Annotated in this window: 25 protein-coding genes, 3 pseudogenes and 1 other annotated feature; of the genes and pseudogenes, 4 read left to right on the top strand and 24 right to left on the bottom strand. The window is 34.8% G+C overall.

All coding sequences use genetic code 11. The annotated features are described in order from the left end of the window. The first annotated feature begins 112 nt into the window (after positions 1-112). Positions 113-646 (top strand): transcription repressor NadR, encoded by a 534-nt coding sequence (locus tag CRI88_RS07420; RefSeq protein WP_036124139.1) that lies wholly within the window; start codon positions 113-115, stop codon positions 644-646. 175 nt (positions 647-821) lie between these two features. Here the strand turns inward: CRI88_RS07420 and CRI88_RS07425 are convergent, their stop codons facing one another. The 16 genes and pseudogenes from CRI88_RS07425 to CRI88_RS07500 all read right to left on the bottom strand — a co-directional run. Further along, positions 822-1214, bottom strand: a complete 393-nt coding sequence (locus tag CRI88_RS07425; protein WP_036124137.1) for a thiol-disulfide oxidoreductase DCC family protein — start codon at positions 1212-1214, stop codon at positions 822-824. Positions 1215-1232: 18 nt separating this feature from the next. After that, the gene (gene pheA / locus CRI88_RS07430) at positions 1233-2114 is read right to left on the bottom strand and encodes a prephenate dehydratase (RefSeq protein WP_036124134.1); all 882 of its coding nucleotides are present in this window, start codon (positions 2112-2114) and stop codon (positions 1233-1235) included. 164 nt (positions 2115-2278) lie between these two features. Beyond that, on the bottom strand, positions 2279-2734 hold the full coding sequence (locus CRI88_RS07435) for an ACT domain-containing protein (protein ID WP_004226679.1): 456 nt from the start codon (positions 2732-2734) through the stop codon (positions 2279-2281). A gap of 24 nt (positions 2735-2758) precedes the next feature. Then, positions 2759-4048: a GTPase ObgE gene (gene obgE, locus CRI88_RS07440; RefSeq protein WP_036124130.1), complete on the bottom strand. Its 1290-nt coding sequence runs from the start codon at positions 4046-4048 to the stop codon at positions 2759-2761. Between the two features lie 5 nt (positions 4049-4053). Beyond that, positions 4054-4581 carry a Spo0B domain-containing protein gene (locus tag CRI88_RS07445; RefSeq protein WP_101966522.1) on the bottom strand — a complete coding sequence of 176 codons (528 nt, stop codon included), beginning with the start codon at positions 4579-4581 and terminating at the stop codon, positions 4054-4056. A gap of 179 nt (positions 4582-4760) precedes the next feature. Then, positions 4761-5060, bottom strand: coding sequence for a 50S ribosomal protein L27 (gene rpmA, locus CRI88_RS07450; RefSeq protein ID WP_016991892.1), 300 nt, complete (start codon positions 5058-5060; stop codon positions 4761-4763). Further along, a complete protein-coding gene (locus CRI88_RS07455; protein WP_036124121.1) occupies positions 5057-5413 on the bottom strand; it encodes a ribosomal-processing cysteine protease Prp in 357 nt (118 codons plus the stop codon). The genes rpmA and CRI88_RS07455 overlap by 4 nt, the downstream gene beginning before the upstream one ends. A 16-nt stretch (positions 5414-5429) precedes the next feature. Further along, entirely contained in the window at positions 5430-5738 is a 309-nt protein-coding gene (gene rplU, locus CRI88_RS07460) for a 50S ribosomal protein L21 (protein ID WP_036124117.1), read from the bottom strand. Positions 5739-5752: 14 nt separating this feature from the next. Beyond that, positions 5753-5830: a sequence feature (ribosomal protein L21 leader region), on the bottom strand. A gap of 45 nt (positions 5831-5875) precedes the next feature. Further along, positions 5876-6487, bottom strand: a complete 612-nt coding sequence (locus CRI88_RS07465) for a zinc metalloprotease (protein WP_036124114.1) — start codon at positions 6485-6487, stop codon at positions 5876-5878. Continuing rightward, complete coding sequence (locus CRI88_RS07470) at positions 6477-7031, bottom strand: peptidoglycan DD-metalloendopeptidase family protein (protein ID WP_036124111.1); 555 nt, start codon at positions 7029-7031, stop codon at positions 6477-6479. The genes CRI88_RS07465 and CRI88_RS07470 overlap by 11 nt, the downstream gene beginning before the upstream one ends. Before the next feature lie 93 nt (positions 7032-7124). Further along, a complete protein-coding gene (minD, locus tag CRI88_RS07475) occupies positions 7125-7922 on the bottom strand; it encodes a septum site-determining protein MinD (RefSeq protein ID WP_036124107.1) in 798 nt (265 codons plus the stop codon). Position 7923: 1 nt separating this feature from the next. After that, positions 7924-8592 carry a septum site-determining protein MinC gene (gene minC / locus CRI88_RS07480; protein WP_036124102.1) on the bottom strand — a complete coding sequence of 223 codons (669 nt, stop codon included), beginning with the start codon at positions 8590-8592 and terminating at the stop codon, positions 7924-7926. 27 nt (positions 8593-8619) lie between these two features. Then, a complete protein-coding gene (gene mreD / locus CRI88_RS07485) occupies positions 8620-9144 on the bottom strand; it encodes a rod shape-determining protein MreD (protein ID WP_080717089.1) in 525 nt (174 codons plus the stop codon). Then, entirely contained in the window at positions 9144-10058 is a 915-nt protein-coding gene (gene mreC / locus CRI88_RS07490) for a rod shape-determining protein MreC (protein WP_036124096.1), read from the bottom strand. The genes mreD and mreC overlap by 1 nt, the downstream gene beginning before the upstream one ends. Positions 10059-10071: 13 nt before the next feature. Further along, on the bottom strand, positions 10072-11091 hold the full coding sequence (locus CRI88_RS07495; protein WP_036124163.1) for a rod shape-determining protein: 1020 nt from the start codon (positions 11089-11091) through the stop codon (positions 10072-10074). A 571-nt stretch (positions 11092-11662) separates the two neighbouring features. Then, positions 11663-11821 (bottom strand): annotated as a pseudogene (locus tag CRI88_RS07500) (JAB domain-containing protein); the annotation flags it as partial. A gap of 1107 nt (positions 11822-12928) precedes the next feature. Between CRI88_RS07500 and CRI88_RS07505 the strand changes: the two are divergent. Beyond that, positions 12929-14617 (top strand): P-loop NTPase family protein, encoded by a 1689-nt coding sequence (locus CRI88_RS07505; RefSeq protein ID WP_101966523.1) that lies wholly within the window; start codon positions 12929-12931, stop codon positions 14615-14617. 388 nt (positions 14618-15005) lie between these two features. On the opposite strand, the gene CRI88_RS07510 is transcribed toward CRI88_RS07505, so the two are convergent. Beyond that, positions 15006-15575, bottom strand: coding sequence for a TIR domain-containing protein (locus CRI88_RS07510; protein WP_101966524.1), 570 nt, complete (start codon positions 15573-15575; stop codon positions 15006-15008). Further along, positions 15565-16416 (bottom strand): macro domain-containing protein, encoded by an 852-nt coding sequence (locus tag CRI88_RS07515; RefSeq protein ID WP_101966525.1) that lies wholly within the window; start codon positions 16414-16416, stop codon positions 15565-15567. The genes CRI88_RS07510 and CRI88_RS07515 overlap by 11 nt, the downstream gene beginning before the upstream one ends. A 222-nt stretch (positions 16417-16638) precedes the next feature. On the opposite strand from CRI88_RS07515, the gene CRI88_RS07520 reads away from it, so the two are divergent. Both CRI88_RS07520 and CRI88_RS07530 read left to right on the top strand, forming a co-directional pair. Then, positions 16639-16899, top strand: a complete 261-nt coding sequence (locus CRI88_RS07520) for a DUF5839 family protein (protein WP_101966526.1) — start codon at positions 16639-16641, stop codon at positions 16897-16899. Positions 16900-17512: 613 nt separating this feature from the next. After that, positions 17513-18403, top strand: coding sequence for a hypothetical protein (locus CRI88_RS07530; protein ID WP_101966527.1), 891 nt, complete (start codon positions 17513-17515; stop codon positions 18401-18403). Between the two features lie 450 nt (positions 18404-18853). Here CRI88_RS07530 and CRI88_RS07535 read toward each other — a convergent pair whose 3' ends face one another. From CRI88_RS07535 to CRI88_RS07560, 6 genes and pseudogenes are all read right to left on the bottom strand, one after another. Next, entirely contained in the window at positions 18854-20722 is a 1869-nt protein-coding gene (locus tag CRI88_RS07535) for a hypothetical protein (RefSeq protein WP_101966528.1), read from the bottom strand. A gap of 11 nt (positions 20723-20733) precedes the next feature. Continuing rightward, positions 20734-21048, bottom strand: coding sequence for a helix-turn-helix domain-containing protein (locus CRI88_RS07540; RefSeq protein ID WP_257982880.1), 315 nt, complete (start codon positions 21046-21048; stop codon positions 20734-20736). Between the two features lie 2 nt (positions 21049-21050). Continuing rightward, on the bottom strand, positions 21051-22127 hold the full coding sequence (locus tag CRI88_RS07545; protein WP_101966529.1) for a tyrosine-type recombinase/integrase: 1077 nt from the start codon (positions 22125-22127) through the stop codon (positions 21051-21053). A gap of 252 nt (positions 22128-22379) precedes the next feature. Beyond that, positions 22380-24191, bottom strand: a pseudogene (locus CRI88_RS07550) (reverse transcriptase domain-containing protein). A 556-nt stretch (positions 24192-24747) separates the two neighbouring features. Beyond that, positions 24748-25221: pseudogene (gene radC, locus CRI88_RS07555) on the bottom strand (RadC family protein); the annotation flags it as partial. Between the two features lie 33 nt (positions 25222-25254). Next, complete coding sequence (locus tag CRI88_RS07560) at positions 25255-25848, bottom strand: Maf family protein (protein WP_036124089.1); 594 nt, start codon at positions 25846-25848, stop codon at positions 25255-25257. Positions 25849-25925 lie beyond the last annotated feature (77 nt).

The raw sequence follows: 25925 nt of genomic DNA on the forward strand, positions 1-25925 counted from the left end.
TATGTTCAATGTTTCATTTGGATACAAAAATTTCAGCAAGTTAGAAATGCTTCATGGTACACTAAAACATAAGGAATGCTGATTCCTTTATTATGAGCAGAGGTGAACTCTTATGAAAAAAATGTTAGGCGAAGAACGCCGACTGCAACTTTTAGCGCAATTAAAAAACAGTAAAGCACCTATAACTGGGACAGACTTGGCTAAGTTCGCCAATGTTTCTAGACAAGTTATCGTCAATGATATGACTCTATTAAAGGCAAGAAATGAGCCCATTATTGCCACAAGCCAGGGCTATCTTTATATGCATCAGGAACAATTACAGCAAACCGTTGAACGTACGTTCCCTTGCTTGCATACCTCAGAGCAAACAGAGGATGAATTAATGATCATTGTCGATTGTGGTGGTACTGTCAAAAATGTTATTGTAGAACATCCAATATATGGTGAACTTACTGCCTCCATTATGGTATCAAATCGCCATGAAGTGAAACAGTTTATCGAACGTGTCAATGCCACACAGGCCAATTATTTATCCGCCCTTACTGGTGGCATTCATCTGCATGTCATCTCTGCACCCTCTGTTGAAGTTTTAACTTTAATTGAACAAGCCCTACAAAAAAAGGGCTACTTAGTGTCAGATCAATAAATAGCAAAAGCACCGTATGATATCCTTTTTCATACGGTGCTTTCTGTTTTGATTGCAAATGTTATGCTTCTGATTGGACGCTTGAGCGACAGTATTTCTTTTCTCTTCGCGAGTATTTTGATCCTGAGCGAAAGTATTTTTCCACTCTCTGCGGATATTATAAACCCGTGCGCTACTAGGAAAGAAATCGTTGCCGTTGAGAAGGTGTGGGCAATAAGCATTCACTTTTTTGACCAAATAAACGATAGCGTTGTTTAGCAAATAATCGATACAGCGCATTACGGATAATGGGGGGAACAAGAATCAAGGCATAGAAGCAAGGCCACAGTCCATCCAATTTCCTGCATATGTTTAATGCTGCGGTAGATTCCAGCGAGACGTTCCCTTGTTCAATCAGAATCACACTATCTATATTCTTTGGTATATTGTACTGATTGAGCAATGCTTGGCCGATATCACTTTGAAGTGACGCAAATTGAAAATAGCCAGCTTCATCGTGTTTGATAATAAATTGAACAGTGCTATCACAAAAATTACAGATACCATCAAATAAAATGATGCCTGCCATTACCATTCCTCCCTACAGCTATTCTGCCTCGTCTGATGTAACATAAGTGAAGTAAGTACCCAAAGATTTTACCTTACAGCCTAGTGCAGCTAATTCTTCCATGGCGCCACGCATCATCGGTTCTTTTTCATCTGCTAATACATCAATCATAAAGAAATAATCACCTAAGCCCGTTTTAAGTGGACGTGATTCAATTTTACTTAAATTCAGTTGACGCCATGCAAAAACAGAAAGCACCTGATGCAATGCCCCTGAACGATCCGTTGGCAATGTAATCATAAACGTTGTCTTAGCTTGCCCTTCAGATAGCTCTTGCGGCAATCGTTTATTTTGCTTGGACAGTACAAAGAAACGTGTATGGTTAAAATGGAAATCATGGATATTCGATTCAACTATGTCAAGACCATATTTTTCGGCTGCTGCTGCATTGCCTACTGCGGCTATACATTCTTGTGGATTTTCTGATACATATTTCGCTGCTGCCGCTGTGGAAGTTGTTTGATGTAATGGCACATGACTGAAACGATAAAATAAGTATTTATGACATTGAGCTAGTGCATGTGGGTGGGAATAAACACCTGCGATAGACTGCCAATGATCCTTTTGCGCTTTATTCACCATTAAATGCTGCTGGATTTTTAGCAATAATTCACCTGTCACATAGAGTGTTGCCTCATGGAATAAATAATCTAATGTTAATGTTACAGAGCCCTCTAAGGCATTTTCTAGCGGAACGACGGCTAAATCCACCTTTCCCTCCGCGACAGCCTCTATACATTCTGGAATCGTCGCACACGGTACAAGCCACTCATTTGGAAAAGTAGCCTTTGTTGCTAAATATGTAAATGATGCTTCTGGTCCTAAATAGGCGATTCTATTTTCCCATTGTTGCTTTGTCATTGCAAATACCTCCTTTATGGCACAATAAGGAGCAGTCCCGCGAGATTACTCACTGTTGGGACAGCTCCTTATTTGAGCTTGTTATCGCATTCTGACCTAGCAGTCTTATTAAACACGATAATTCATTTTTGTCAAAAATTAAAGGATTGAACACTGTACTGTTATTATAATGCTCCAGAACTAATTACTTCTGCTGATTCTACAAAATCTAAGCGCTTTAATTGCTGAATGAGGTCATCAAGATCACAGGTCATGCTTGTTACATCTAATGATAAAGTAACATTGGCACGTCCCTGAATCGGAATCGTTTGATGAATTGTCAATACATTACAATGTGTAATTGTCACAGTTTCTAAAAGCTTAGCAAGTGTTCCTTTTCTATCTTGAAGCTGTAAAAAGACTGTTAAAATGCGTTCCTGCACAATTGAATGAAAAGGAAAAACCGCATCACGATATTTGTAAAACGCACTTCGCGATAAATCCACCTGCTTTACCGCATCCCAAATGGAAGATACTGAACCACTTGATAGTAAGTGTTTCGCTTCCAAAGTTTTTTGCATTGCATCCGTTAAAACATCCTCACGAACTAAATAATATCGCTGATTCGCAACATTCTTCATACGCTTCCCCCTAAAACTCATGTCTTAATCGACAAATTCAAATTCAAACTCTTGTAGGCGTACTGTATCGCCATCTTGTGCTCCACGTTGACGCAGAGCCTCATCCACACCCATTGCACGCAATTGACGAGCAAAACGACGAATACCATCTTCACGGCTAAAGTCCGTCATTTTAAATAAACGCTCAATGGCATAACCATTAATAATAAATGTACCATCATCGTCACGAGTGATTTCGAAATCTTCACCTTTTGCCTCATGCTTGTACATGACAGTTGCGTCTGATTGCTCCTCTACATCTTCATATAGTGGGAATTCAGGCGTTACTTCCAGTAGATCCGCAATGGCAAACAACAGCTCTTTTAACCCTTGACGTGAAACAGCAGAAATTGGGAAAATTTGAACATCTTCTCCTACCTTTTGGCGGAATGCTGCTAAGTTTTCTTCTGCATCTGGCATATCCATTTTATTGGCTACAATTATTTGTGGGCGCTCTGTTAAACGAAGATTATATTGTTTTAGCTCTTCATTGATTGTTAAATAATCTTCATATGGATCGCGACCTTCCATTCCTGACATATCAATAACATGGACAATAACGCGTGTACGTTCAATATGTCGTAAAAATTGATGGCCTAATCCTACCCCTTCATGTGCCCCTTCAATAAGCCCAGGTAAATCTGCCATCGCAAAGCTTCGGTGATCTTCCGTTTCAATCATGCCTAAGTTCGGTACAATTGTCGTAAAATGATATGCACCAATTTTTGGCTTAGCAGCAGAAACCACTGATAAAAGCGTTGATTTACCAACACTTGGGAAACCAACTAATCCTACATCTGCTAAAACTTTTAACTCTAATATAACATTTAATTCTTGTCCTGGCTCACCTTTTTCAGAAAGTTCTGGCGCTGGGTTGGCAGGAGTGGCAAAACGAGAATTTCCTCGTCCACCTCGGCCAGCTTTCGCAATAATGGCTCTTTGCCCATGCTCCACTAAGTCGGCAATAACTGCATTTGTTTCTTCATTCATAACCACTGTGCCTGGTGGAACTTTAACGATTAAATCCTCTGCATTTTTACCATGCATGCCTTTACTCATCCCATGTTCACCACGAGGCGCTTTAAAATGACGTTTATAGCGGAAATCCATTAACGTTCGTAAGCCTTCTTCTACTTCAAATACGACGTTACCGCCATGTCCACCATCTCCACCAGCTGGACCACCATTTGGTACATATTTTTCTCGACGGAAGGCAACCATACCATCTCCACCGTCGCCACCTTTAACAAAAATCTTTACGTGATCGACAAACATTTAGTTCACTCCCTATTTGCACTCAAGACATATTGCCAGCGCGTAGTTGTCTGCTCAATTGTTTGAATGTCGAATTGTTTCAAACCTTTTTCGGTGAATGCATCAGCACTCCATAACCCATTTAGCGTGAATGTCACGGCAAATGTATGATCGTCAACACGTACATCAAGCGTTAGGATCTGCTCTGTAAATGGATCTAATGTATCATAAACATGCATAACTGTTTTGTTTAAATAGTCTACAACTTCCCGATCAATATTGTTGGTCACTGGCTTTTTTATCTCACCGCTTAGCTTCCATGCTAGTGATGGATAACGCCATCCTGCTGTTTGTAGCCACTCCATTGTTTGTGGTAATTGTAGTCGATTGAGGATAGAAAACACGCGTAATTGTTCTGAATAATGTTGAATAAGTTTCTTTGATTCATCAATTCTACCTAAATCTAAATTCATGCGAATCAGTTGCAGTTGATTCACATAATCATGATTTGCAAAACGTAATACTTCACTAATGGTTAGTGATTGATTGTTCATCCCATTCACTCCAATAAAGTTATCCTTACTAGTATAACAAGTTTTGCTCTATTTTTCCCTTAATTCTTTAATCAATTATGCCTCAGCTTAATTGAGACCAGAATCGGCATTGTTGAAATTTAGCCAAAAAAAGGACTGCAATAAATGCAGTCCTCCGCTTTATGTTATCTTATAAAAGATTAAGCTTCTTGTGTAGTTGGATATACAGATACTTGTTTGCGATCGCGACCTAAGCGTTCGAATTTAACAACGCCGTCAACTTTAGCAAATAGTGTATCGTCACCACCACGACCTACGTTTGTACCTGGGTAAATTTTTGTACCGCGTTGACGGTAAAGAATTGAACCACCAGTTACGAATTGGCCATCAGCACGTTTAGCACCAAGTCGTTTAGACTCAGAATCACGTCCGTTTTTAGTAGAACCTACCCCTTTTTTCGATGCGAAAAGTTGAAGATCTAATGCTAATAATAATTTCATCGAGTTCCACCTCCTACTTGGTTGTAGTTGATTTGGATGTATTGTCCGTAATTTTGCACCATAGAATACACTTGGGCAGTCATTACTTGAACAATTAACTGTAGTTTTGCATCTACTTCAGGCTCTAAATCTGATGGTAAATCTACCTTAAGATAGCCTCCACCTTCAGCAGCTTGTTCGACTTCTGGTTGAATTTGTAATAATGCATAAATAGCATTTACTGTACCAATGGCAATAGTAGATGCTCCTGCACACACTAAATCTTTACCAGATTCATCGTACCCAGCATGTCCTGAAAATTCAAATGCTGACACATGTCTATTTTCATTGTGATGAATCGTAACTTGTATCATTCGCTACACCTCACAATTAAGCGTTGATTGCTTCAACAACTAATTTTGTGTAAGGTTGACGGTGACCTTGTTTACGACGGTAGTTCTTTTTAGCTTTCAATTTGAAAACAACGATTTTTTTCGCACGGCCTTCTTTAACAACTTTAGCTGTTACTGTAGCGCCTTCTACGAATGGAGCGCCAACTTTAACGTTTTCGCCACCTACGAATAATACTTTATCAAAAGTAACAACCTCATCAGCTTCTACGCCTAATTTCTCAACATAGATTTCTTGACCAGCTTCTACTTTGATTTGTTTACCACCAGTTTCAATAATTGCGTACATTTTACTGCACCTCCTCTTAGACTCAGACTCGCCTGTTTTAAAAGGTGATCTTATTAGATACTTAAACCTTTCCAGAGCGGTTGTAGTAGCACGGGTGCTACAAACAATAACATTAAAATATTACCATACGTTTTTTTTTAAGTCAATCTATTCATAACATATTTTTCAAAAGCAACTCTATATTTTCGATAGCGCCATTCTTTCAATGCTTGCAGCCAAATGAATAAATTAATGATGGCTAAAAAAATAGACTGTGGCAAGAACTTGAAAGTGACTAGTAATAGTGTAGTGGCAATGATGAAAGACAACCAATAATACATTTCCACCACTTGAGCTCTTGGATAACTTAAAAATAGCCAGGCTAATACTAGCCTGCCACCATCTAACGGTATGATGGGCACAATATTTACAGCTAGTAACACTAATTGTACAGTTATTAGCTTAGTGGCGAGCAGATCAGGCATAAAAAAAGCGAGGCCAATCCCAATAATGGTAGCGATTGGTCCTCCTAATGCAATCCATAGGAGTGACGAAGCTTGCACAACCGCTGGATTTTCAAATTGAATTTCTCCCCCATATGGTGTAATAACGCATGATTTCACCTTCACTCCGCACAATACTGCTGCTACTAAATGACCTGCCTCGTGCCACAGCAAAGAAAATAAAATGATGGCGTAATAAGCTAATTGTCCACTAAAAATCATGACAAATACCAGAGGGATACATAGAAGATGTAATTTAATCCTCATTGGTCTCCGTCGATTCAAGCCATTGTACAATTTGCTCTAAATCATAATGAGTATCTCCCTTTTCAATGGACATATATAATTGACCAGCTTCTTTCATACCAATTAAATCATTAGCTTGAATCGATGTATAAGGGAGCTGCGCTAAACTATCTAACATACCATAAGATACCGTTGTCCCGTCCTCATAGCTGATTGTCATAGTCTTGCCCGTATACTTTGTATGACCAGTAAAAACCACCAACCCATTCTGCCCAGCATAGATCGGTAAACCAACATCATACTGCAATAAATAACCTTCTTTAAAAACTTGGGCATTAGCAAATGTTAGAAGATCGGCCTGCCCTACATCACTTGATACCATGATGGTCTCTTTTTCTTTTTCGAACCAACTTTGTCCGAGCTCACTTAAATAGGTTAAATCTGCAGAGGTTGTTACAAGCTTTCGAACGGGTGTATCTACTACGCCTTGATCTTCTAAACGAATTACAAGCATGATTGCTGCCACAAGTAGTATCGTGACGAACCATTTCCATTTTTTAAACAAGCTCTCATCCTTTTTTCCACACTATATGAGATTGCATGTCCAAACATGCACAAGAAAAAACCTTCTCGTACATTTGTACGAAAAGGTTGTCATTTATTTTGAAAATAGAGCCTTAAGTTTTGAAAACATACCTCTTTGCTCATTTTGAATAGCCATCAATGGCACGGACTCACCAAGAATACGACGGGCAATATTGCGATAGCCCAATGATGCTTTATTTGATGGGTCCATGACGATTGGTTCACCTTTATTGGAAGATGAGATGACACCCTCACTATCGACAATAATGCCTAATAGATCAATAGAAAGATGTGTAGTAATTTCATTGACATCCAATGTATCACCGCTCTTCATCATATGCTGTCGAATACGATTAATGATGAGTTTAGGTGCTGTAATCTCTTCTTGTTCAAGTAAACCAATGATACGATCTGCATCACGAACAGCGGAGATTTCAGGTGTTGTCACAACAATCGCATGATCTGCACCAGCGACAGCATTACGATAGCCTTGTTCAATACCGGCAGGGCAATCGATTAATACATAATCATAATCCCTTTTCAATTCCTCTACTAAGCTCTTCATTTGCTCAGGGGTAACAGCGTTTTTATCCGTTGTTTGAGCAGCAGGTAATAAAAATAGTTTCTCATCTACGCGCTTATCCTTAATTAATGCTTGATGGATTTTACAGCGTCCTTCCACCACATCAACTAGGTCATAAATAATACGATTTTCGAGACCTAAAATGACATCTAAATTGCGTAGGCCGATATCTGTATCAACTAAACATATTTTTTTACCCTGTAGAGCCAATGCAGTCCCAAGGTTAGCCGTTGTCGTTGTTTTACCGACACCGCCCTTACCTGAAGTTATGACGATTGCTTCTCCCACACTAGCTTCCTCCCTTAGACACATTTAACAATGGTCGTATATTTTTTAAGGCATGAATTTGATCGTACGTAATGCGTCCATCATAGCCAAGAAATGCACAAGTCATTTCTGCCTGATTGATCGCGTTTACATGTTCATCTGACATTGCCTGAACTTGATCAGCAATCATGATATGTGTGGCTTCAAATCGAGATGCTGCAATGATTGCTTCTTTATTGCCATGCACACCCGCATGTGCAATTCCTTTTAGTCTACCTAGGACATATACATTACCGCCAGCCTCTACTCGACCGTTTGGATTTACATTGCCTACAATGATAATGTCCCCTGATGAACGCAGAACTTGTCCTGATCTGACCACACCAATATATGTATCTTGTTGACCTTCAATCATTTTCTGGTTGCTTTCTTGGACAGTCAGTACTTCACTTTGCACCTTAGATACAATAAGTTGCTCCGTTTCTTCTACAATTTTTATCAGCTCATTCATTTGTTCATCAGTACAGTATCGATAGCCTAAGTATAATTGTACATCTACTTTACCATCGATACCGCCTTCTAACACTTTCTTCTTCAATTCTTCTACTAACTCGCTATACGAACATTGATCGTCTAGACGTAGTACAAAACCGTCCTTCGTTCCCTTCATATTAACTAACTGTTTTTTCATGAATGCCTCACCTCACGTTGTTCTTTATTAAGAAACTTCACGTGCTCTCTGTAAGACACGCGCATTAATTAGATATTTGAAGGCCCAACCAAGAATCATTAAAAATAAAGCATTAGCAATAATTGTTGGTAGTAGTCGTGAACGTAAGAAATCCGCTAAAGGTATTGCTGTAAAATCAATTAGGAAGAAAAATTGATATAGTATGAATTCTAAAATGGCTACTAGTACAACTGAAATTGTCGTTGTCACAACTAAGTGCTGATGGATAACTTTCACGATAGAGCCTGCTAAAAAACATATAAGTGGATAAAGCACTGAATATAATCCAATAATATCAATGTAAAACACATCATACAAGACACCAAAAAAAACTCCATACATTACCGCACGTTTACGGCTGTAATAGATGGATATAAAAATTAAATATAAGATTAAAAAACGTGGTACCAGAAAATAGACTTCCCCTTTAATTTCAATCGGGGAAAGCATAGCAAATTCTGGCTCTAATAAGAATAGTAAAACCGCTACAGAGGGGATGAGAAATCGAACCATCATTCCGCCTCCTCTTCACTCGCCTCTTGCGGATTCGATAAATCTTCATTTGTTGTATTGCCGTCTGAGCCATCAATAACTGTTGATGTACGTTTAGCAATGACAACATGTTCTAAAATTGAAAAATCAGCAGATGGTTTGACATAAGCCATTTTTGTTAAGCCATGATCATCTGTACTAACTTCTGTAATTTCTCCGATTGGGACACCTTTTGGGAAAATACCACCAAGCCCTGAAGAAACTACTTGCTCGCCTTCTTTCACCGTTAAGCTAGAATCGATTCGCTTCATAATGAGTTTATTACGTTCTTCATCAAAGCCCTCGATTAAACCGTATGCTTCTTTTTCTCCTAATACCATCGCAGAAACACGATAGTTTGGATTATTTGTATATAAAAGCTCTACCTCAGATGTGAAAGGTGTTACTAGTATAATTTTCCCTACTAAACCTTTCGCCGTCATAACTGCCATATTTTTTTGGACACCATGAGAAGACCCTTTATCTAAAATGATTTTCTCTTCCCACTGGTCTGGATTTCTAGCAATCACTGTTGCATGAATTGGATTAAATGCCTTCAAGCTCTCGGTTTTATCCAATAGCTCTCGTAGCTTGTTATTCTCTGATTTTAAATCCGTAGCTTCAGCTTGTACAACTGCAAAATCTTCTAAGCGTGCTTTTAAACGTTTATTTTCTTCGTACGTGTTTAAGAGGGAGTCAATACTATTAAAAATACCATTAATATAATTCGCCGGCTTCGCAACAATCGATTGTGCGACGCCGACAGTATCTTTAATAATTTGCTCTGGTAAAGTTGCATTCGTCCGATCACGTAATGAGAAGCTAATCAATGCCACAAGAAAAACCATACCTACGAGCAGCAAAATTACTTTCTTATTGAAGAAAAAGTGTGGCATTGCCTCAACCTCCTTACCCTTTTACTTGTTGTTGACGAATTAAGTCGATATGATCTAATGCTTTACCTGTGCCAATTGCTACACAGTCTAACGGATCTTCTGCGATAAAGACTGGCATGTTTGTTTCTTGGCTAATAACTTTGTCTAAGTTTGTTAATAGCGCACCACCACCAGTTAATACAATACCACGTTCCATTACGTCAGCAGATAATTCAGGAGGAGTTTGTTCTAATGTTTTGCGAACGCCGTCAATAATAGAGGCAACCGCTTCACGCAATGATTCAGAAATTTCCTGTGAAGAAATTTCGATTGTTTTTGGTAAACCAGTTAATAGGTCACGTCCTCGAATATCCATTTTATCCTCTGGACCTTCTGCCAATGCCGTACCAATTTCCATTTTCACAGCTTCTGCAGTACGTTCACCAATTGTTAAATTATATGTTTTACGAATATACGAAATGATGGATTGATCCATCGCATCCCCACCAACACGTACGGATTCACTCGTTACAATACCACCTAAAGAAATAACGGCAACTTCTGTTGTACCACCACCGATATCAACAACCATTGAGCCAGTAGGATCCCATACAGGAAGATTTGAACCGATTGCTGCTGCAAATGGCTCTTCAATTGTGAACGCCTCTTTTGCACCCGCTTGTCGTGCTGCATCAATAACCGCACGTTGCTCCACTGATGTAATGCCATAAGGCACACAAATCATCACATTCGGTTTTTTCCAGTTGCCTCCAGAGTTTTTACATGCCTCTTTTAAGTAATATTCGATCATTGCTGTTGTAATATCGAAGTCAGCAATAACGCCATCTTTCATTGGACGAATTGCTACGATTGAGCCAGGTGTACGACCAATCATATTTTTCGCATCATTACCAACGGCAACGATATCTCCTGTTTTTGTATTTTTTGCTACAACTGAAGGTTCACGTAAAACGATCCCCTTTCCTTTAATAAACACTAATGTATTCGCTGTGCCGAGGTCAATCCCGACATCTTTGCTTCCTAGTCCAAACAAATTGTGTACTCCCTTTCTATATAAGCCATACTTTCGTTGACATCCATTATCTTTGACGACAATGTGCAGGAACTTTAATTGTGTAAAAAACACAATTGACTCCTCTCAAAGCCTATCACACCTGTCAAAGCTTTTATCTTCATCAGTTGGTGATTGACACCTCGAAAAAATTACACACTCATTCACCTCACCACCAATTTCGATGGGAGTCCTTCCTGAATAAAGATAAAATTCATACCGTTCATTATAACGGAAAAGCGCAAGAATTTGTAGTGTCACATACTACATCTCACAGAAAAGATACTATTTTAATTCCCTCTTAAACTAAAAATAGTACGTATAGATTAGCATATAATTTTTATTCTCATAAGACAACGTGTATCAGGCTACCAATTTCTGTGAAGATAATAGCGTTTCTATGAATACATTAACGATTTGTAAAGAAAAAGGTTCGCCAATAAACCACAAAAAAATACAAAAATTTTATAGCTGCCTAACGAAGACGTTTAACTTTCTGTATAAAAAGCATTTGCTGGCTCAACATAAAAAACTCTGCATGCTTCATGCAGAGTTAAAAATACCCTTTTTCTTTCATGCTAATAAATTGATGATCACCAATGATCACATGATCAATTAATTCAATACCGATAATATAACCGGCTTCAACAATTCGCTTCGTTACCTCAATATCCTCCGTACTAGGTGTTGGCACACCACTTGGATGGAAATGAGTATGTTCAGAACAAGTAAGTTCTTTAACATTAATTCAAGTTAGTTACAGCTAACGTCTATTCATTAATAAGCATATCCTAAATACTTAAATTGAATATTGCATCCTGTAATCATAAATATAGATATTACTACTAAACTAATCGGATAACCTTTTACTTTCATTCCACTCACCTCTTTAATATAGATGTGAATTTTCTAGCAAAGGTTACATCTTCAACTTTATTATTTTTAAAGGACTTTAATGTTACTAAGCACTTATAACTCGGGCAACATAATTTACTCACCACGGGTAATATGTCTACTATTTAAATTGCACTGTTAATCCTAACTTCTTTCTACTGAGCCGATAACTATTATTCTTACTAGTATATTTAACTAAAGAAAGAACACCTTCTAACTGATATGATATAATCAAGCTGCTTTTTAAGCTGTAAAACTTATTACAACTAACAACTTTATGAGGTCTTTGTTTACAAAATACCCCAAATCCCTACCTTAACATCAAACTACTAAGTAGGATTCCTCGCACTTTAGGCGTATCAATCAAAAAAGGCGCTAACTTTATGGTTTATGCAAATTAATATCCTCCTGAAGAAATTTTATTGTATTAGATTCATTAATTTAAAAATTGCTTATTGCCCAATTAAGTGCTTCAATAAATGGTTTCTTATTTTCATCCATTGAATTTGTAGGTACTAAACTTTCAAATTCTAGGTTGTCCATACTATTCTCACCTCTCTTGTATTTTGCAAAGAAAAAATACATAGTTTTGCAATTGCAATTACACAAAGTTGCAACTTGACATGGAGCCTCTGAGTGCATGAGTAATAAGCCAAGAAGCCAGCTATACTAAGGGCTGGCTTTGCCTACACGAGGCTATCATTCCCTCCACTCCATGTAAAGTTGCAACGTTAAGTCAGGTAGCAATACTCTGCACTTTTATTTTGCAATACACATCTCTGTTATAATAAATGATTTCGGCCGAAAAAAATTTACCTATTATATAAAGACTTTTTAAATATATTACCTACTCCAAGAGAGTTATAATAATAAATGTGTTTCATATAAATGGAATTTATGAAAATTTAGGTTAGGAGTGAATTTAATGGATACTTTGCAAGCAAGTAATACTATCAAAAGAATATTGGAAGATAACAATACCCAATGTACTTTAGTAGACGGTAGTTGGGGGATAGGTAAAACACATCTTATAAAAACTCTTTTTGAACAAGAAGTGAACTATGAATTAATATACGTTTCTGCATTTGGTAAGAATTCAGTCAAGGAAATTGAAAAAACACTTCTTATTAATTTAATTCCTGGATTTAAGGATGTTACAGATTTTGGCGGATTTACAAAACTATTTGGAAACCTTGCTAAAGATATTGTTGGTAAATTTACAGGCGTTAATATCGAAAATTATATAAATTCATTTTCGATAGAAGACATTAAAAATAATAAGAACGACGGTAAGAGGAAAATAATATGTCTTGATGATTTAGAAAGAAAATCTGATTCCATTAATATGAAAGAATTACTTGGTCTTATTGAGAGAGCGTCAACAAATTTCGATATTATACTTATTGCTAATACAGATGAATTAGCAAAAGAGGACTTAGTTATATTCAATTTATATAGAGAGAAAGTAATTGATAATATTTTAAAAATCAATAATTTAAATAGAGATATACTAAAGTTGATTTTAGTTGATGATGTTGAACTTAATAATATTGAAATAATTGATATATATTTTGTAAATATAATATCATTTGGATTATCCTCATCATATAAAGCTTATTTAGCTGAAAATATAAATAATTTAAGGATCTTCAAGAAATATATCGAGTTAATATTACGTGCGAAAGTACATGTTGGAGTAGGAAATATAGATAAGGCTCTTTTAAAAATATGTAAAGCAGTTGTGTATGATTATTATTTCCCAAAAGAATCCAAGGAAAACAAAAAATTGAATTTTGATGACTTTAATATTTATAACGATTTGAAGAAACTTTTTTTATTCGAAAAGCTCCCAAGTAATTCCTTCAAATTGTATAAGAGCCAATTTTCACAAATCAGATCAGATATTACATATCTTTATAACTTGTATTATTTAAATGATAAAGAGTTACAAATTCTTATAAACCAAATTGATAAAAATATTAAGAATGAAGATTTGGAGTATTTTATTGATCAGGCTAGCATAATCTCCCTTGCAAGTGCATTAGAAGAGAATAGTATGCTAGATGAAGAAAAATATAAAGAACTTTTAAGAATTGGTATTAAAATTTATGAACCTAGAGAGAATTTAAAATATGAACCATTTATTCATAGCGTATGGAACGATATTGATGCATACGGTAATGAAATTGAATGTCATTCAGAAATTAAATTGTTCATCGAAAAATTAAATAGTGCTTGTAACGAAAAATATAATAACTTTATGAATGAAAGAATCAACAATTGTATAAAAAAGAAAGAGTATGATAGGTTATTAGAGATATTGAAAGATAATGAAATTACCGATTTTTCACAATTTGAAATTATATTTGATTACTATTTTGATGAATTAGTAAATCAATATTCTAAAAAAATTGACGAAAAAATAAAAAGGCTTACTCGTTTAACTAAAAGTGAAATTATACTCAACTTTTTTGAGGAACGTATCAAAAAGGAGAACTCACTTACTAATAAAAAGAAATATCAATATTTTAATGAATACCTTGATTTTAAATTGAATATGGATAATCAAGCAGAGAGTCAAATAGAATATCAGATGAATTATCCAGAGGATTGATAATATACAATAGTAGAAAGTTTAATGTTTATGGCTATACTTAAATTCAGTCACATTTGTACACCATTTTTCATTTGGTTTTTCAGCTTCAACTTCCTAATTAATGTTTCCGTTTTCAATGAATAACGGATTTTAATTAACAAATCTTCATTAAGCAATAAATACACTCCCAGTCAACATGAGAGGAAAAGCGTTCGTATATTGCGAAATAAAATCAACTCCCAATTAAAAACATCTCTCCTCTTTGTAATCCATTGAGGGAGATGTTTTTAAAACTTCGAACTATTTATGATACAGTTCACCAAACAAAATCAAAATAAGGTTTATTTGCCTTAGATGTAAATACATACTGTATGTTTATTTTTAATAGAGTTATCACTATCTTGCTTTAGCATGTATAAAAGTATGCACCAGATTTACACTTTGTATTTATCATAAAATCCTTATCATTTAATGCTTTTTGTATCAGATCTTTTTTATAAGGTAAATGAATTGTAGGAACTTCTGCCATTGAATCTCTAAAACTAGGTAATTTATCCCACAAACCCTTAATCTCATCTTTAATGATATTTGTTTTACAATCTATAATATCACCCTTATCCTTATATTCAGGATAAATAACAATTACTGGCAAGCCCTTTGTACCTATTCCATAGTTTATTTCTTCACGCAATGCTTTACTATTTTTTGTCACCGAACTTAAAAATAAAATAATATTTTTTGATTGGCTTAGTCTATCATGTAAACGTGGTTTCAAAGTTTTTTCCCAGTCACTTCCGTCTCTCACGTTATAGTTTTTATTATGTGAGTCATTAAAGGGAAAATTACTATCTGCAGCTTTCCATGCTCTTAACAAGTTATAAGACGAAAAATCCTTTGTGGCAGATGCTCCTAGGTTACTCTCACTAAAAGGTTCACTTACATAAAATGCTGTATAATTACCATTTCTATATGCCATTTTTTTCGAACTCCTTTAATTTATAAAAATTTATTTTTTTATGATGGTTTCCATGAAGAAGAATAGTAACTTTAGAAGGTTCTCTAAATTTAACCTTACTAATTTTAAAAGTCCAAAGCATTATTTCTAGTAACTGATGAGGATCGGCAGTAAAATCCTTATGTCTCGTTATACCAGAACCCAGCAATGGAACAACAACTTCTTGTTGAGCATAGAGACCATTTACTTCATTCCAAAAATTTATCAAGCAATTTGCATATTCATGTAGCATTAAATTAGCTTGATTCTCATCATCAAATTTTGAAAATGCTACAAGAAAGAAATCCATATCTTTATATATAGAACCTAAACGATAACGATTTTTCTTTCCTCCTAAAGGACGTGTTACGTTTTTTTCAACAATTCTAAGCTGCATTCGTGAATCTTGTATGATTTTTTTATCTAATCCTGATATATTTTCTGGATAAAATTTGTTTAAATACTGTCCGTTTAAAGATGTTCTAGATATTATTTGGTCATCTACTTTAGTATCGAAAAATTCATTAAAGGCGATTACCTTATAGACATTTCGAGGAAATGTGAAAATATCACCTTTTTTTATTTCAATTTCGGAACCATCAATATTTAATTTTATTTTCTTTAACAAAAGACTTTTAAAAAGTTTATACAGTATATATATAAAACTTATACTCGCTAGTCCAATTAAAATGCGTTCCTTACAACTTTTATCAAATTCAATAAAAGTAAGTAAAGTAGTAGCTAACCCGAATAATGCACCAGGAAACACCATAGAACTAACCCAAAAATCCTTATCCTTAACTATTTCTTTGAATTTCCACATAATATTCTCCTGCAATAGTCTTTTGAAATGAAGAAGTAGAATATCTTAATATTTCTTTGCGTTCACTTCATCTTCAAAGCATGTATTAAATTATATCCCTCAAGATTATCCAATTCAAGACTATTTTTACATTAAATACTTCGCTTACAATAAACTTTAACGCATGAGCTGCAAGCATTTTATCAGCAAGTAAAAATTATTGAGAAAATAAGGGGTGGAATAATGAAAGATAATAATACTCTGAAAGCTTATCATATTAGAAGTAAAAAAGGGGAGCCATTAAAACTAGATACAAAAAAATACACATGGCATATTCCTAAACATCTACGCTCGTTAAATATTCAACCAGGTGACATTGTTGGTGTTAGAAGAACTCAAGCACCCATTTTGGTGGTGGAAGTTTTCCGAGAAGATATAGAAGATACTGGGAAAAATTACAAATCCGTTTCAGTGATCTTTGAAAGAGCGCCTAAGAAAGATTAGGGCTGTTAGGTTAAAAAAGAGTAGTGAATGCCACTCTTTTTTATATTAACTTAAATTTTAAATATTAGGATTATAACTATGTTAATTATAATAATCCAACAGCTAACTCCTAAATAAAAAAACTTTAAACACAGATAATTAGCAAATTTAGATTGACAACCCCATGCACCCAAACCCTTATCACATATCAAACAACCATTTGATATACAATAAAATTAAGCACAAATAGAACCATCAATCCTTATTCCAGAGGATGAAATTTATATTACAGGCGATTCATCGGCTGTTAAACATGTAATTGAAAATTTAAATTCCAATGCGATTAAACTTTTGAGTGGCAATGTTACCATACAACTTTTGAAACATTCATCATCGGATAAACTTAACATATTAAATCCCGCCAAAGAATAAACCGCACCGTTAGTACAATAAAAAAAAGTGCTACATATACAAGAATAATTATTAAATTATTATTGAAAGACAACAAAAATCACCTAGATTGCTACTCAGGTCGGCTTGTAGTTCTATAGTGATTACTTAACTGCTTTTTATAGAATTATAATTGCTTTATGTCTTATAATGGAACAAATACATATTATAAGGAGTGTGAGTTGTGGTAGAAAAGGTTGCAGAATCTAAACAAAAGGAATTAAGTGTAACAGGAACTGAGGCAAAGAAATTAAAAGTAGGATTAATAATGCCAATTTCACATACAGAAGGTTTTCCTATAGGACATTGGGGAGATGTTAGAAAAATAATTGAAGAAGCACTAAAAGAAATCACAGAGTATGAGGTAGAAGTAAGTATGGTTAGTGAATCTGAGGATGTCACTCTGATTCAAAAAACAATTATTCAACGCATTTACGAGGATGATATTGTTATTGTTGACGTGAGTTCTAAAAATCCAAATGTAATGTTTGAATTAGGTGTTAGATTGGCTTTTGATAGACCGTTTATTTTGCTAAAAGATGATTTAACTGATTATATTTTTGATATCTCATCAATACATCATATTAACTATCGTAGAGATTTAAGATACAAAGATATTGTAGATGTTAAGAACCAAATTAAATCTAAATTACTTGCAACATATAAAAAATCTTTAGAAGAAGAAAGTATGTACTTAAAGGATTTTGGAACTTTCAAAGTGGCTAATTTACAAAGTACCGAATTGCCAATTAAAGATTATATGGAAAAAATGTTTAGTGAAATTAAGAGGGATATTAATAGAGTTAGACACAATATAATTAGCATTAATGAAGATGATGAAGTATCTAAACACAGAAAAGATACTTTTGCAATTGATGGGTTGGCAAATCGGATAATACGTGGCTATATTAAGGAAAATGATGTTGGAGATGGGTCGGAATTGTTTAATGAATCACATCCAATCTATCAAAAGATTAAAAGCAGTAATATCGTTAAAAACTCAACTGTTAATGATGAAATGATAAACAGGATAATACATATGACCTTAGACGATTTGGGTTTTTTGAATTTTTAGGATTATGAGAGTGTCTTAGTGACCTCTTTTTTTGTTAATAGTTATGTCTAATTTGTTTTAGAGCAGGTCGAAACCGTGAGGTCTAAAAATTACCAACTTTGAGTTAGCTTCAACAGCCGTAGCAACTTTTAACGAATCTATAAGTAGTTTAATCGTTATTGTAAGTAAAGAAAAAAGAGTGATGAGGAAGCATAATAAAAGGACTTGCATATATAAAAATCATTTATATACACAAGTCCTGTTCTTATTAAACTAAAGCACATGTTACTTTAATTACATTCCTCCAAAAGATCTGATTTAAAAAAAGCATGTTGAAACTAATATGTGTACCCTTTTAAAACGAACATCTAATAAATTCACATGCTATTTTGTGTTATTTATTTTAATTTTGAACTCCTAAAGAGAGCCTGTAAGTAGCACACGCAACAATTCTACTTTTTTATAAACCCCTTATGAATTATGATTTTTATTTATATCCGATTGAACAATAGCTTCTAATAAATCTTCACCAATTCTTGCGTATCTAGCACTTTGAGTTAGGGATAAACCAAAACTTTCATGTAAATATTGAGAACCAAACTTTGAAGCACAATATTGAAATGCAGCTATACGTAATCGTTTAGGCGAATATCCAGTTACTTGTTTTACCTTTTTACAAATTGAAACATTTGAAATTGAAGTATCTTTTAGTGATTTAAAAGCTGGGAATAATTTATTTGATTTTTTTCTCCCCAACATTTCTTTGCGACTAATTAATACCTTTTTTAATAACCTTAAATCGCTATCACTCAGGTATGCCGGAGGCCTCCCATTTATATAAATACATTTTTCATCTAGCAATAGATTTTCTAACTCTAAAACTTTAATTTCACTACTCTTAAGGCCATGGAAGTACACTAGAGAAGATAAAAATCTTTCAACGACTAAATCTTCCTCTCCAAACTCAATTGCTTTAAAAATGGCTTTATGTTGCTGCAGAGTCAATGGTTCAATTTCCACCATGCTATCTCTAGCTACAAATTGTTCTATAGGAACTACAAAAATAAATCCATGCTTCTTCATAAAAGTAAAAAAATTAAATAACGTTCTTTTTCTTATTTGACTACTCAAAAAATCCATATCTAGAAGGTATTTATTAATCATATCCTCTGTAATTTCTGCCCAACTTGAAACAGTATAATTTTTCATTAACCAATAATAAAATGCTCTTACTTCATCAATAAATATATCAACTGTTGCCCATGTCTTTGTAGAAGACGCATTTTTCCGTCTAGAATTCTCTATTTTTTGAGATTCAAACTCAATCATTTTCAATATTGGTTGTTGAAATGAATTTTCTAACTGTCTAATTTTATGTACGGTTTTTGACTTTGCATCTATTGGGCTTTGTTTTAATAAACCTTCACTTTCCAGAAAGACTAAAAAAATTTCTTTAGAACTATTATCAGACGAAAACTCCTTTTTAAAATCTAACAACCAATCATCTGAAAGAAGAATGTTAATATATTTGCGCCCATGGATCAATTCGTATTCATGCGTCTGCTCTTGCTCTTTAAATATAAACGGATGCATCTGTAGCCCATCTGGAATGTACCCTTGTAAAAAGACAAAGAACTTTTCCGTATTGCCCAAAATCGCTGCGCATGTTTGTACTGTTCGATTCAAACTATACAAATAATGAATAAAATTAACGTACAAACCTTTTACTGACTCATTGCTAAGCATCGTATTTAAGTATTCGAACGTGGTTCTATGATGAATCGTTCTGTATGCAATACATTCATAACAGAAATTATGTTGAGCTTTTTCCCTTAAGTTTACTCCACAGTCATGACATCTATTTTCTGAAAAAAAATACTGTGTTACCTGTTCTGTCAACCTTCGTTCAGGTCGAATATCAACAGGATAAAATGAATCTTCGTATGATTCTTCATCAAAAATAATTAAACTCTTCGAGTATAAAAACACTTTAATCGTGTAAATAGTCGATGGAGATTTAATTGCACTTTTTGATAAATAATCATCAACTAATTTTGATTCTAGGAGGGGTATATCTCCTTCATAACCTTGTAAAATTTTCAAAAAATCTATAACCATTCGATTTAATTGAGCATATTTCCATGGACTCTTTTCTATAAATGAAATAAAGTCGATTAATATATCTGATGTAAATTCACTTTTAGTCTTCGATAATCTATAAGCCGAGTCTGTTAAATATTTATTCAGTCTTCGTTTACCTTGACACTCATTGCATTCTCCATATTTTGCTACGGTCTTTTTAGATACCTTTTGATTACATTTTGGACAGCTCGTATACATTTATATCTCCTTTAAATCGGTGGCAATTTACGTTCAAATCCGTTTGCAACTTTTTTTGTTTGAACTTCTTTTTCATTATTTATATCTTTAGATATAATTACCGTAGGTTTATGAACAAGTAAGTCATTTGGTTTACAATTAAGTGCCGAACACAACGCATCAAGTGTCGTCATTTTCACCTGTTTTGGTGGTTCATTTATTAATGCTGCAATTGAAGGTGCAGACAGTTTGTAACCCGTTATTTCTTCCATTCTTCTAGCGAGTTCTGCTCCTGACCATATATCATTTTCAGCCATTATTTTCCTTAATCTCCATTCAAAAGCCAACTTTATTCACCTTCTTCCCAATCAGCTAATTGTTTTCTCCAATTTTCTTGACTTACTCTTATACGTCTTTCGATATAATTACTACTAGGTTCAAGGTATCCTGCAGTCGTAGACACATTAGCATGACCTAATAATTTACTCATAGTTAGTATATCTACACCCAATTCTACTTGAGATGTAGCGAATGCATGCCTCAATTGATGAGCAGAAAACAATTCTTCTTCTGGAACCCCTATATTTCTCTGTCTTCGCTTTAAATTTGCTCTCATGGTATTACGTGAAACCCTCTGTCCGTTTTCAGATAGAAATACAGCAACCTTGTTCATATTTTCTTTCTTAAAATCGGGAAGTATTTCATCCAAGTACCATTTTAATAAAACATCTACATCATTAAGCATTGGAACCCAACGAGTTTTATAACCTGTACCTCTACTTCCTTTTCCAAATCTGACATGAATTTTACCACTTTCTCCTAAGTCAAATCTCAAATCATTTATATCTATTTTAGTCAATTCAAATATTCTCAATCCCGACAACATTAATACTTTAAAAAACACATAGTCCCTAGCAGCAGTATAATATTTTCTACCATACTTCATCTCTTCCTTCATACCTTCAAAAAATGTATCAACAATATCTTTTCTTGGTGGTACAACTCTAATATCATTATCATCTCTTCGATGAAAAAATTTATTAAAATCATCTAACACGTCTGGAACTGTAACACCTAAAACATTGTAGATTTCAAGAGACTTTCTGTTTCTTAAAAAATTATAAAATGTAGAAATATTAGATTGATATTTTCTTCTTGTACTATGTGCTAAACCCCTCCCCACTAATGAAAGATAAAAATTTTCAACATCATCAGATGTAATCTCCCAAAAGAATTTACTTGATAATGATAAAAACTCATTAATATTTCTTAAGTTTAATGCAACAGTCTCAATGGTGAACCCTTTTACTTTTTGCTGTCTCTCCCATTCTCCTAAAATTTTTGCTTGATAATTATGTAATTCCTTTGTATCTACCAATATATTATTTGATTCTACAGTATTATCAATTAATTTAAAGCGATCCATACGACACCTCACAATTTTAGGTAACACCTAATTTTTTTAGGTGTTACCATATTATCATTAAGTGAATTTAAAGTCTAACATAAACATAATCCGATGATTATGAGCACAAATAATGGAAGCGGCAGACCGTTTAACAGCTTCTCGAAAGTAGGGTGAGAATCCAGCGCCTTCATATATTTCTATATTAGGTTTCCAAGAACTCCCCTCCAAACCGTACGTACTCCTCTCAGAGTATACGGCTTTCCATTTACTTTAATCTAACTTACCATTATGTAAATCGTGATGACACGATGTACATAACGCCATTGTCTTTCTTCTTCGGGCAATCATTTTTTGTTCCCACATTTTCTTGCCTTTTAAATCTTTTAGTTTATGGATGTGATGCATTTCAAGTGGTACTCCCACTGTACTGCACCATTCACATTTTTCGACAAGTAATCGGTCAATCATACTCGTTCGCCCTGTATAAATTAATGTATTTTCAACTATATCAACTGTTGGCTGTTTAATCGTATCGTTCTTTTCCATTCATTGCTCTGTAAAATAAGCAATTTTTAGACCCTCTTTGGTTTCATATCGAACACCCATTTTCCTATTAATCTTATATTTAGTGATAATTTTGCTGACAGTACTTTTATATTTATTCGTATACGTTTTAATCATGCTGTATTTCATCGTTTGACGGAAAGACTGTAAAACATGTACATTACTCGCTAGACGATAGTAATTGTAGTAACCCTCTATTTCCGCATTGTACGTACGTAAAATTTCAAGATCATCATTATGCACCAAATACGGGCGATGAATGGGTTTCCAACCATTGTTTGCTCCTATTTTTAACGCATTTAACTGTAGAAGTTTTTGGATATATTTTTCATGTGGAACGAAAAGCTTTGCTTGATAGTTGAACTTACGCTTTTTTGTTCCATTTGGCATTTTCATTCTATGCCAATCTCTCATAACACGAATATCATACCCAAGAAAACGCGCATTTTTCTTACTGTGAGTAATTAAGGTCTTTTCATCGCTTAACTCTAACTTTAGTTGTTTTTTTAAGAACATTTTCAAGTCTTGCTTAGTTTGTTCGGCTTCCTTTTTACTACCGATGACACCTAGTATAAAATCATCTGCGTACCGCACATATTTTAAACGTCGGTAATTTGGGTCAAAAAGGTCTTTACTATCATGGCTTTGTAATTCTTTATAAAGCGCTTTTAATTCTTTTAACCGTTCTTTCTTTTGTTCTTCACTTAATTTAGACCAATCACGTTTATTGTTACTTTTTCTCTTCGCAATTTTTGATGCTAAGTTATGATAAGTAAGATTGTGTGTACGTTTATCACCTTTATTATAGCTTTCTATATATTGCTCCACATATTTGTCGAGTTCATTTAAATAAATGTTCGATAACAGAGGACTAATAATCCCGCCTTGTGGTGCACCACTATAAGTTTTGTGAAATACCCAATCTTCCACATAGCCTGCTCGCAAAAACTTCCAGATTAAATTGATGAATTTTTCATCTTGAATCTGTTTTCTTAAAATATTTATTAATACATGGTGGTCTATATTATCGAAGAAGCCTTTAATATCCCCCTCAATAAACCATCTTGTCCCCGTAAAAGTATTGCGGATTTCTTTCAATGCTGTATGACAGCTAAGATTTGGTCTAAATCCATGAGAGTGTATGGAAAAATGCGGTTCATAAATACTTTCAAGTAATCGCCGAACAACTTCTTGGACTAATTTATCCTCGAAGGTAGGAATGCCAAGCGGTCTTGTTTTCCCGTTCTTTTTTGGGATATACGTCCGTCGTGCTGGATTTGGTTGATACGTTTGCGTTTTTAATTTTTCAATGAGCTTTTCAATACGTTTTATACTCATACCATCAATCGTATCTTCATTGATCCCTCTTGTATTACTGCCCTTGTTTGTATACAATTTTGCGTAAGCTTCAAAATAGAACTCTTTATTGTATAAGTTACGATATAGCCGTTCAAATACATAATCCTTATCTTTTGCTTTGGCAGTTAGACGATTTAATACTACTTTTGGAATTCTCATAGAGCCTCCGCTCCTTCCCAATTTTGTATTAACGTTGTAAACTGCTCCCCTTCGCCATGTACTAGGCTTTCCCTAGCTCGGACTACTACGAGAGCTCCGTTACCATATCAGATATTCAGTGTCTATACACATAGCCCAAAGGCATTCTGACTTAGGTAATCCCCATTTAGATTTATAAAGACTTGTCGCATGTATAATGTCGGATATGACGTTCGCTCGTTACTTTTATACGAAAGTTGGGTGAAATGGTATCACATCATTGACCTCGAAATCTTTAAGGACAATGCACATTTCAAATAGCGTAAATCATGACCTCCCGCTAAAGGTCCCCGTAGTCCCCCTTGAGCTGTCATTCAAGCAGTTTAGCCTTTATCCTTATTTATACAATTCATCTCGCCATTCAGTCGTACTTCGGTCATTAAGTAACTTATGGCTTTTCCAACATGCTACACTCCCTGTCCGGTTTCCCTTTCAGATAAGTTGGCTGATGATAGGGTGAAGCTTGTGATATGTCCCTACTGCTATGCGAAAGCAGATTCCTTATAAACCCTTATGGGCGCACAATTTCCCTGGGATGAACGATCGAGGCGTTTAAACTACCTATAAAAATGGTCTGTTTATGAATAATTTGATTCTTGATATTCAGAAAAAGAACAACAAAATGCTCTTGGTTAAGCGACGTCATATCAGGCATTAAGTAGGCTGCTGCATCTTGCGGAGAACGTATCGTAAATTTCTCAATATTTTGTTTTTGAGCCAATCGTCTACCAAGTTCAATGGCTGCGAGTAATTGAATGGCTTTCACCTCACCGATTCCTTTAATAGCCACCATTTCTTCGATGGTTGCATGCTTCAAATGATGTAAACGTTCAAACACATTTAATACTCTATTTGCAAGAGCAAGTACAGATTCTTCCTTCGTCCCTGTTCTCAATAAAATGGCGAGCAGCTCTTGATTGGATAGACTTTCAGCCCCTTGCCGTAACAGCCGTTCACGAGGACGATCCTCCATATGGACATCACGTATCATCAAACTTGGTAAAACCTCTTCCAGCAAAAATACTCACTCCTTCGCAAATTGGATAATTTGTCGTGCTACCAATTGCGAAAACAAAGCTGCAAGTGGTAGACCTACAACATTGTTATAATCTCCTTCAATTCGTTTAACTAATAGTGTGCCTACTGTCTGAATACCATAACCACCAGCTTTATCAAATGGATCTCCAGAATCTACATAGGCTTCAATTAACTCTTGAGATAAATGATGAAAAATAACTGTAGTTTCCTCTACAAAAATCGTTTCTTTTCCATTTGGTTCGATAATTGCTACCGCTGTCATAACAACATGCTTGTTGTCTGACAATCGCTGTAAATGTGAAATAGCTTCCTCACGTGTTTTTGGTTTATGTAGTAGCTCATCCTTGTAAACCACGATTGTATCTGCACCAATAATCGTGGCATTAGGTGCTTTTCTGGCTACATCACGCGTCTTTAATAGAGCCACTCCCTTTACATAATCCTGCATAGTATTGGCTTGTACACTTGTTTCCTCCACTTCACTAGTCATTACTTCAAACGGAAGTGCTAACATGCCCAGTAATTCCTTTCTCCTTGGTGACGCAGAAGCAAGGACAAGCTTATAATTTGTTTTCAACATGATCTGACCATTCCTCCTTATCCTTATGATAACGAAGAATAGACGATTTGAAAATTTTCAAAAAATCAAGATAATGA

Source organism: Lysinibacillus fusiformis (genome assembly GCF_002845985.1).
GTDB classification, from domain to species: Bacteria; Bacillota; Bacilli; order Bacillales_A; family Planococcaceae; genus Lysinibacillus; species Lysinibacillus fusiformis_D.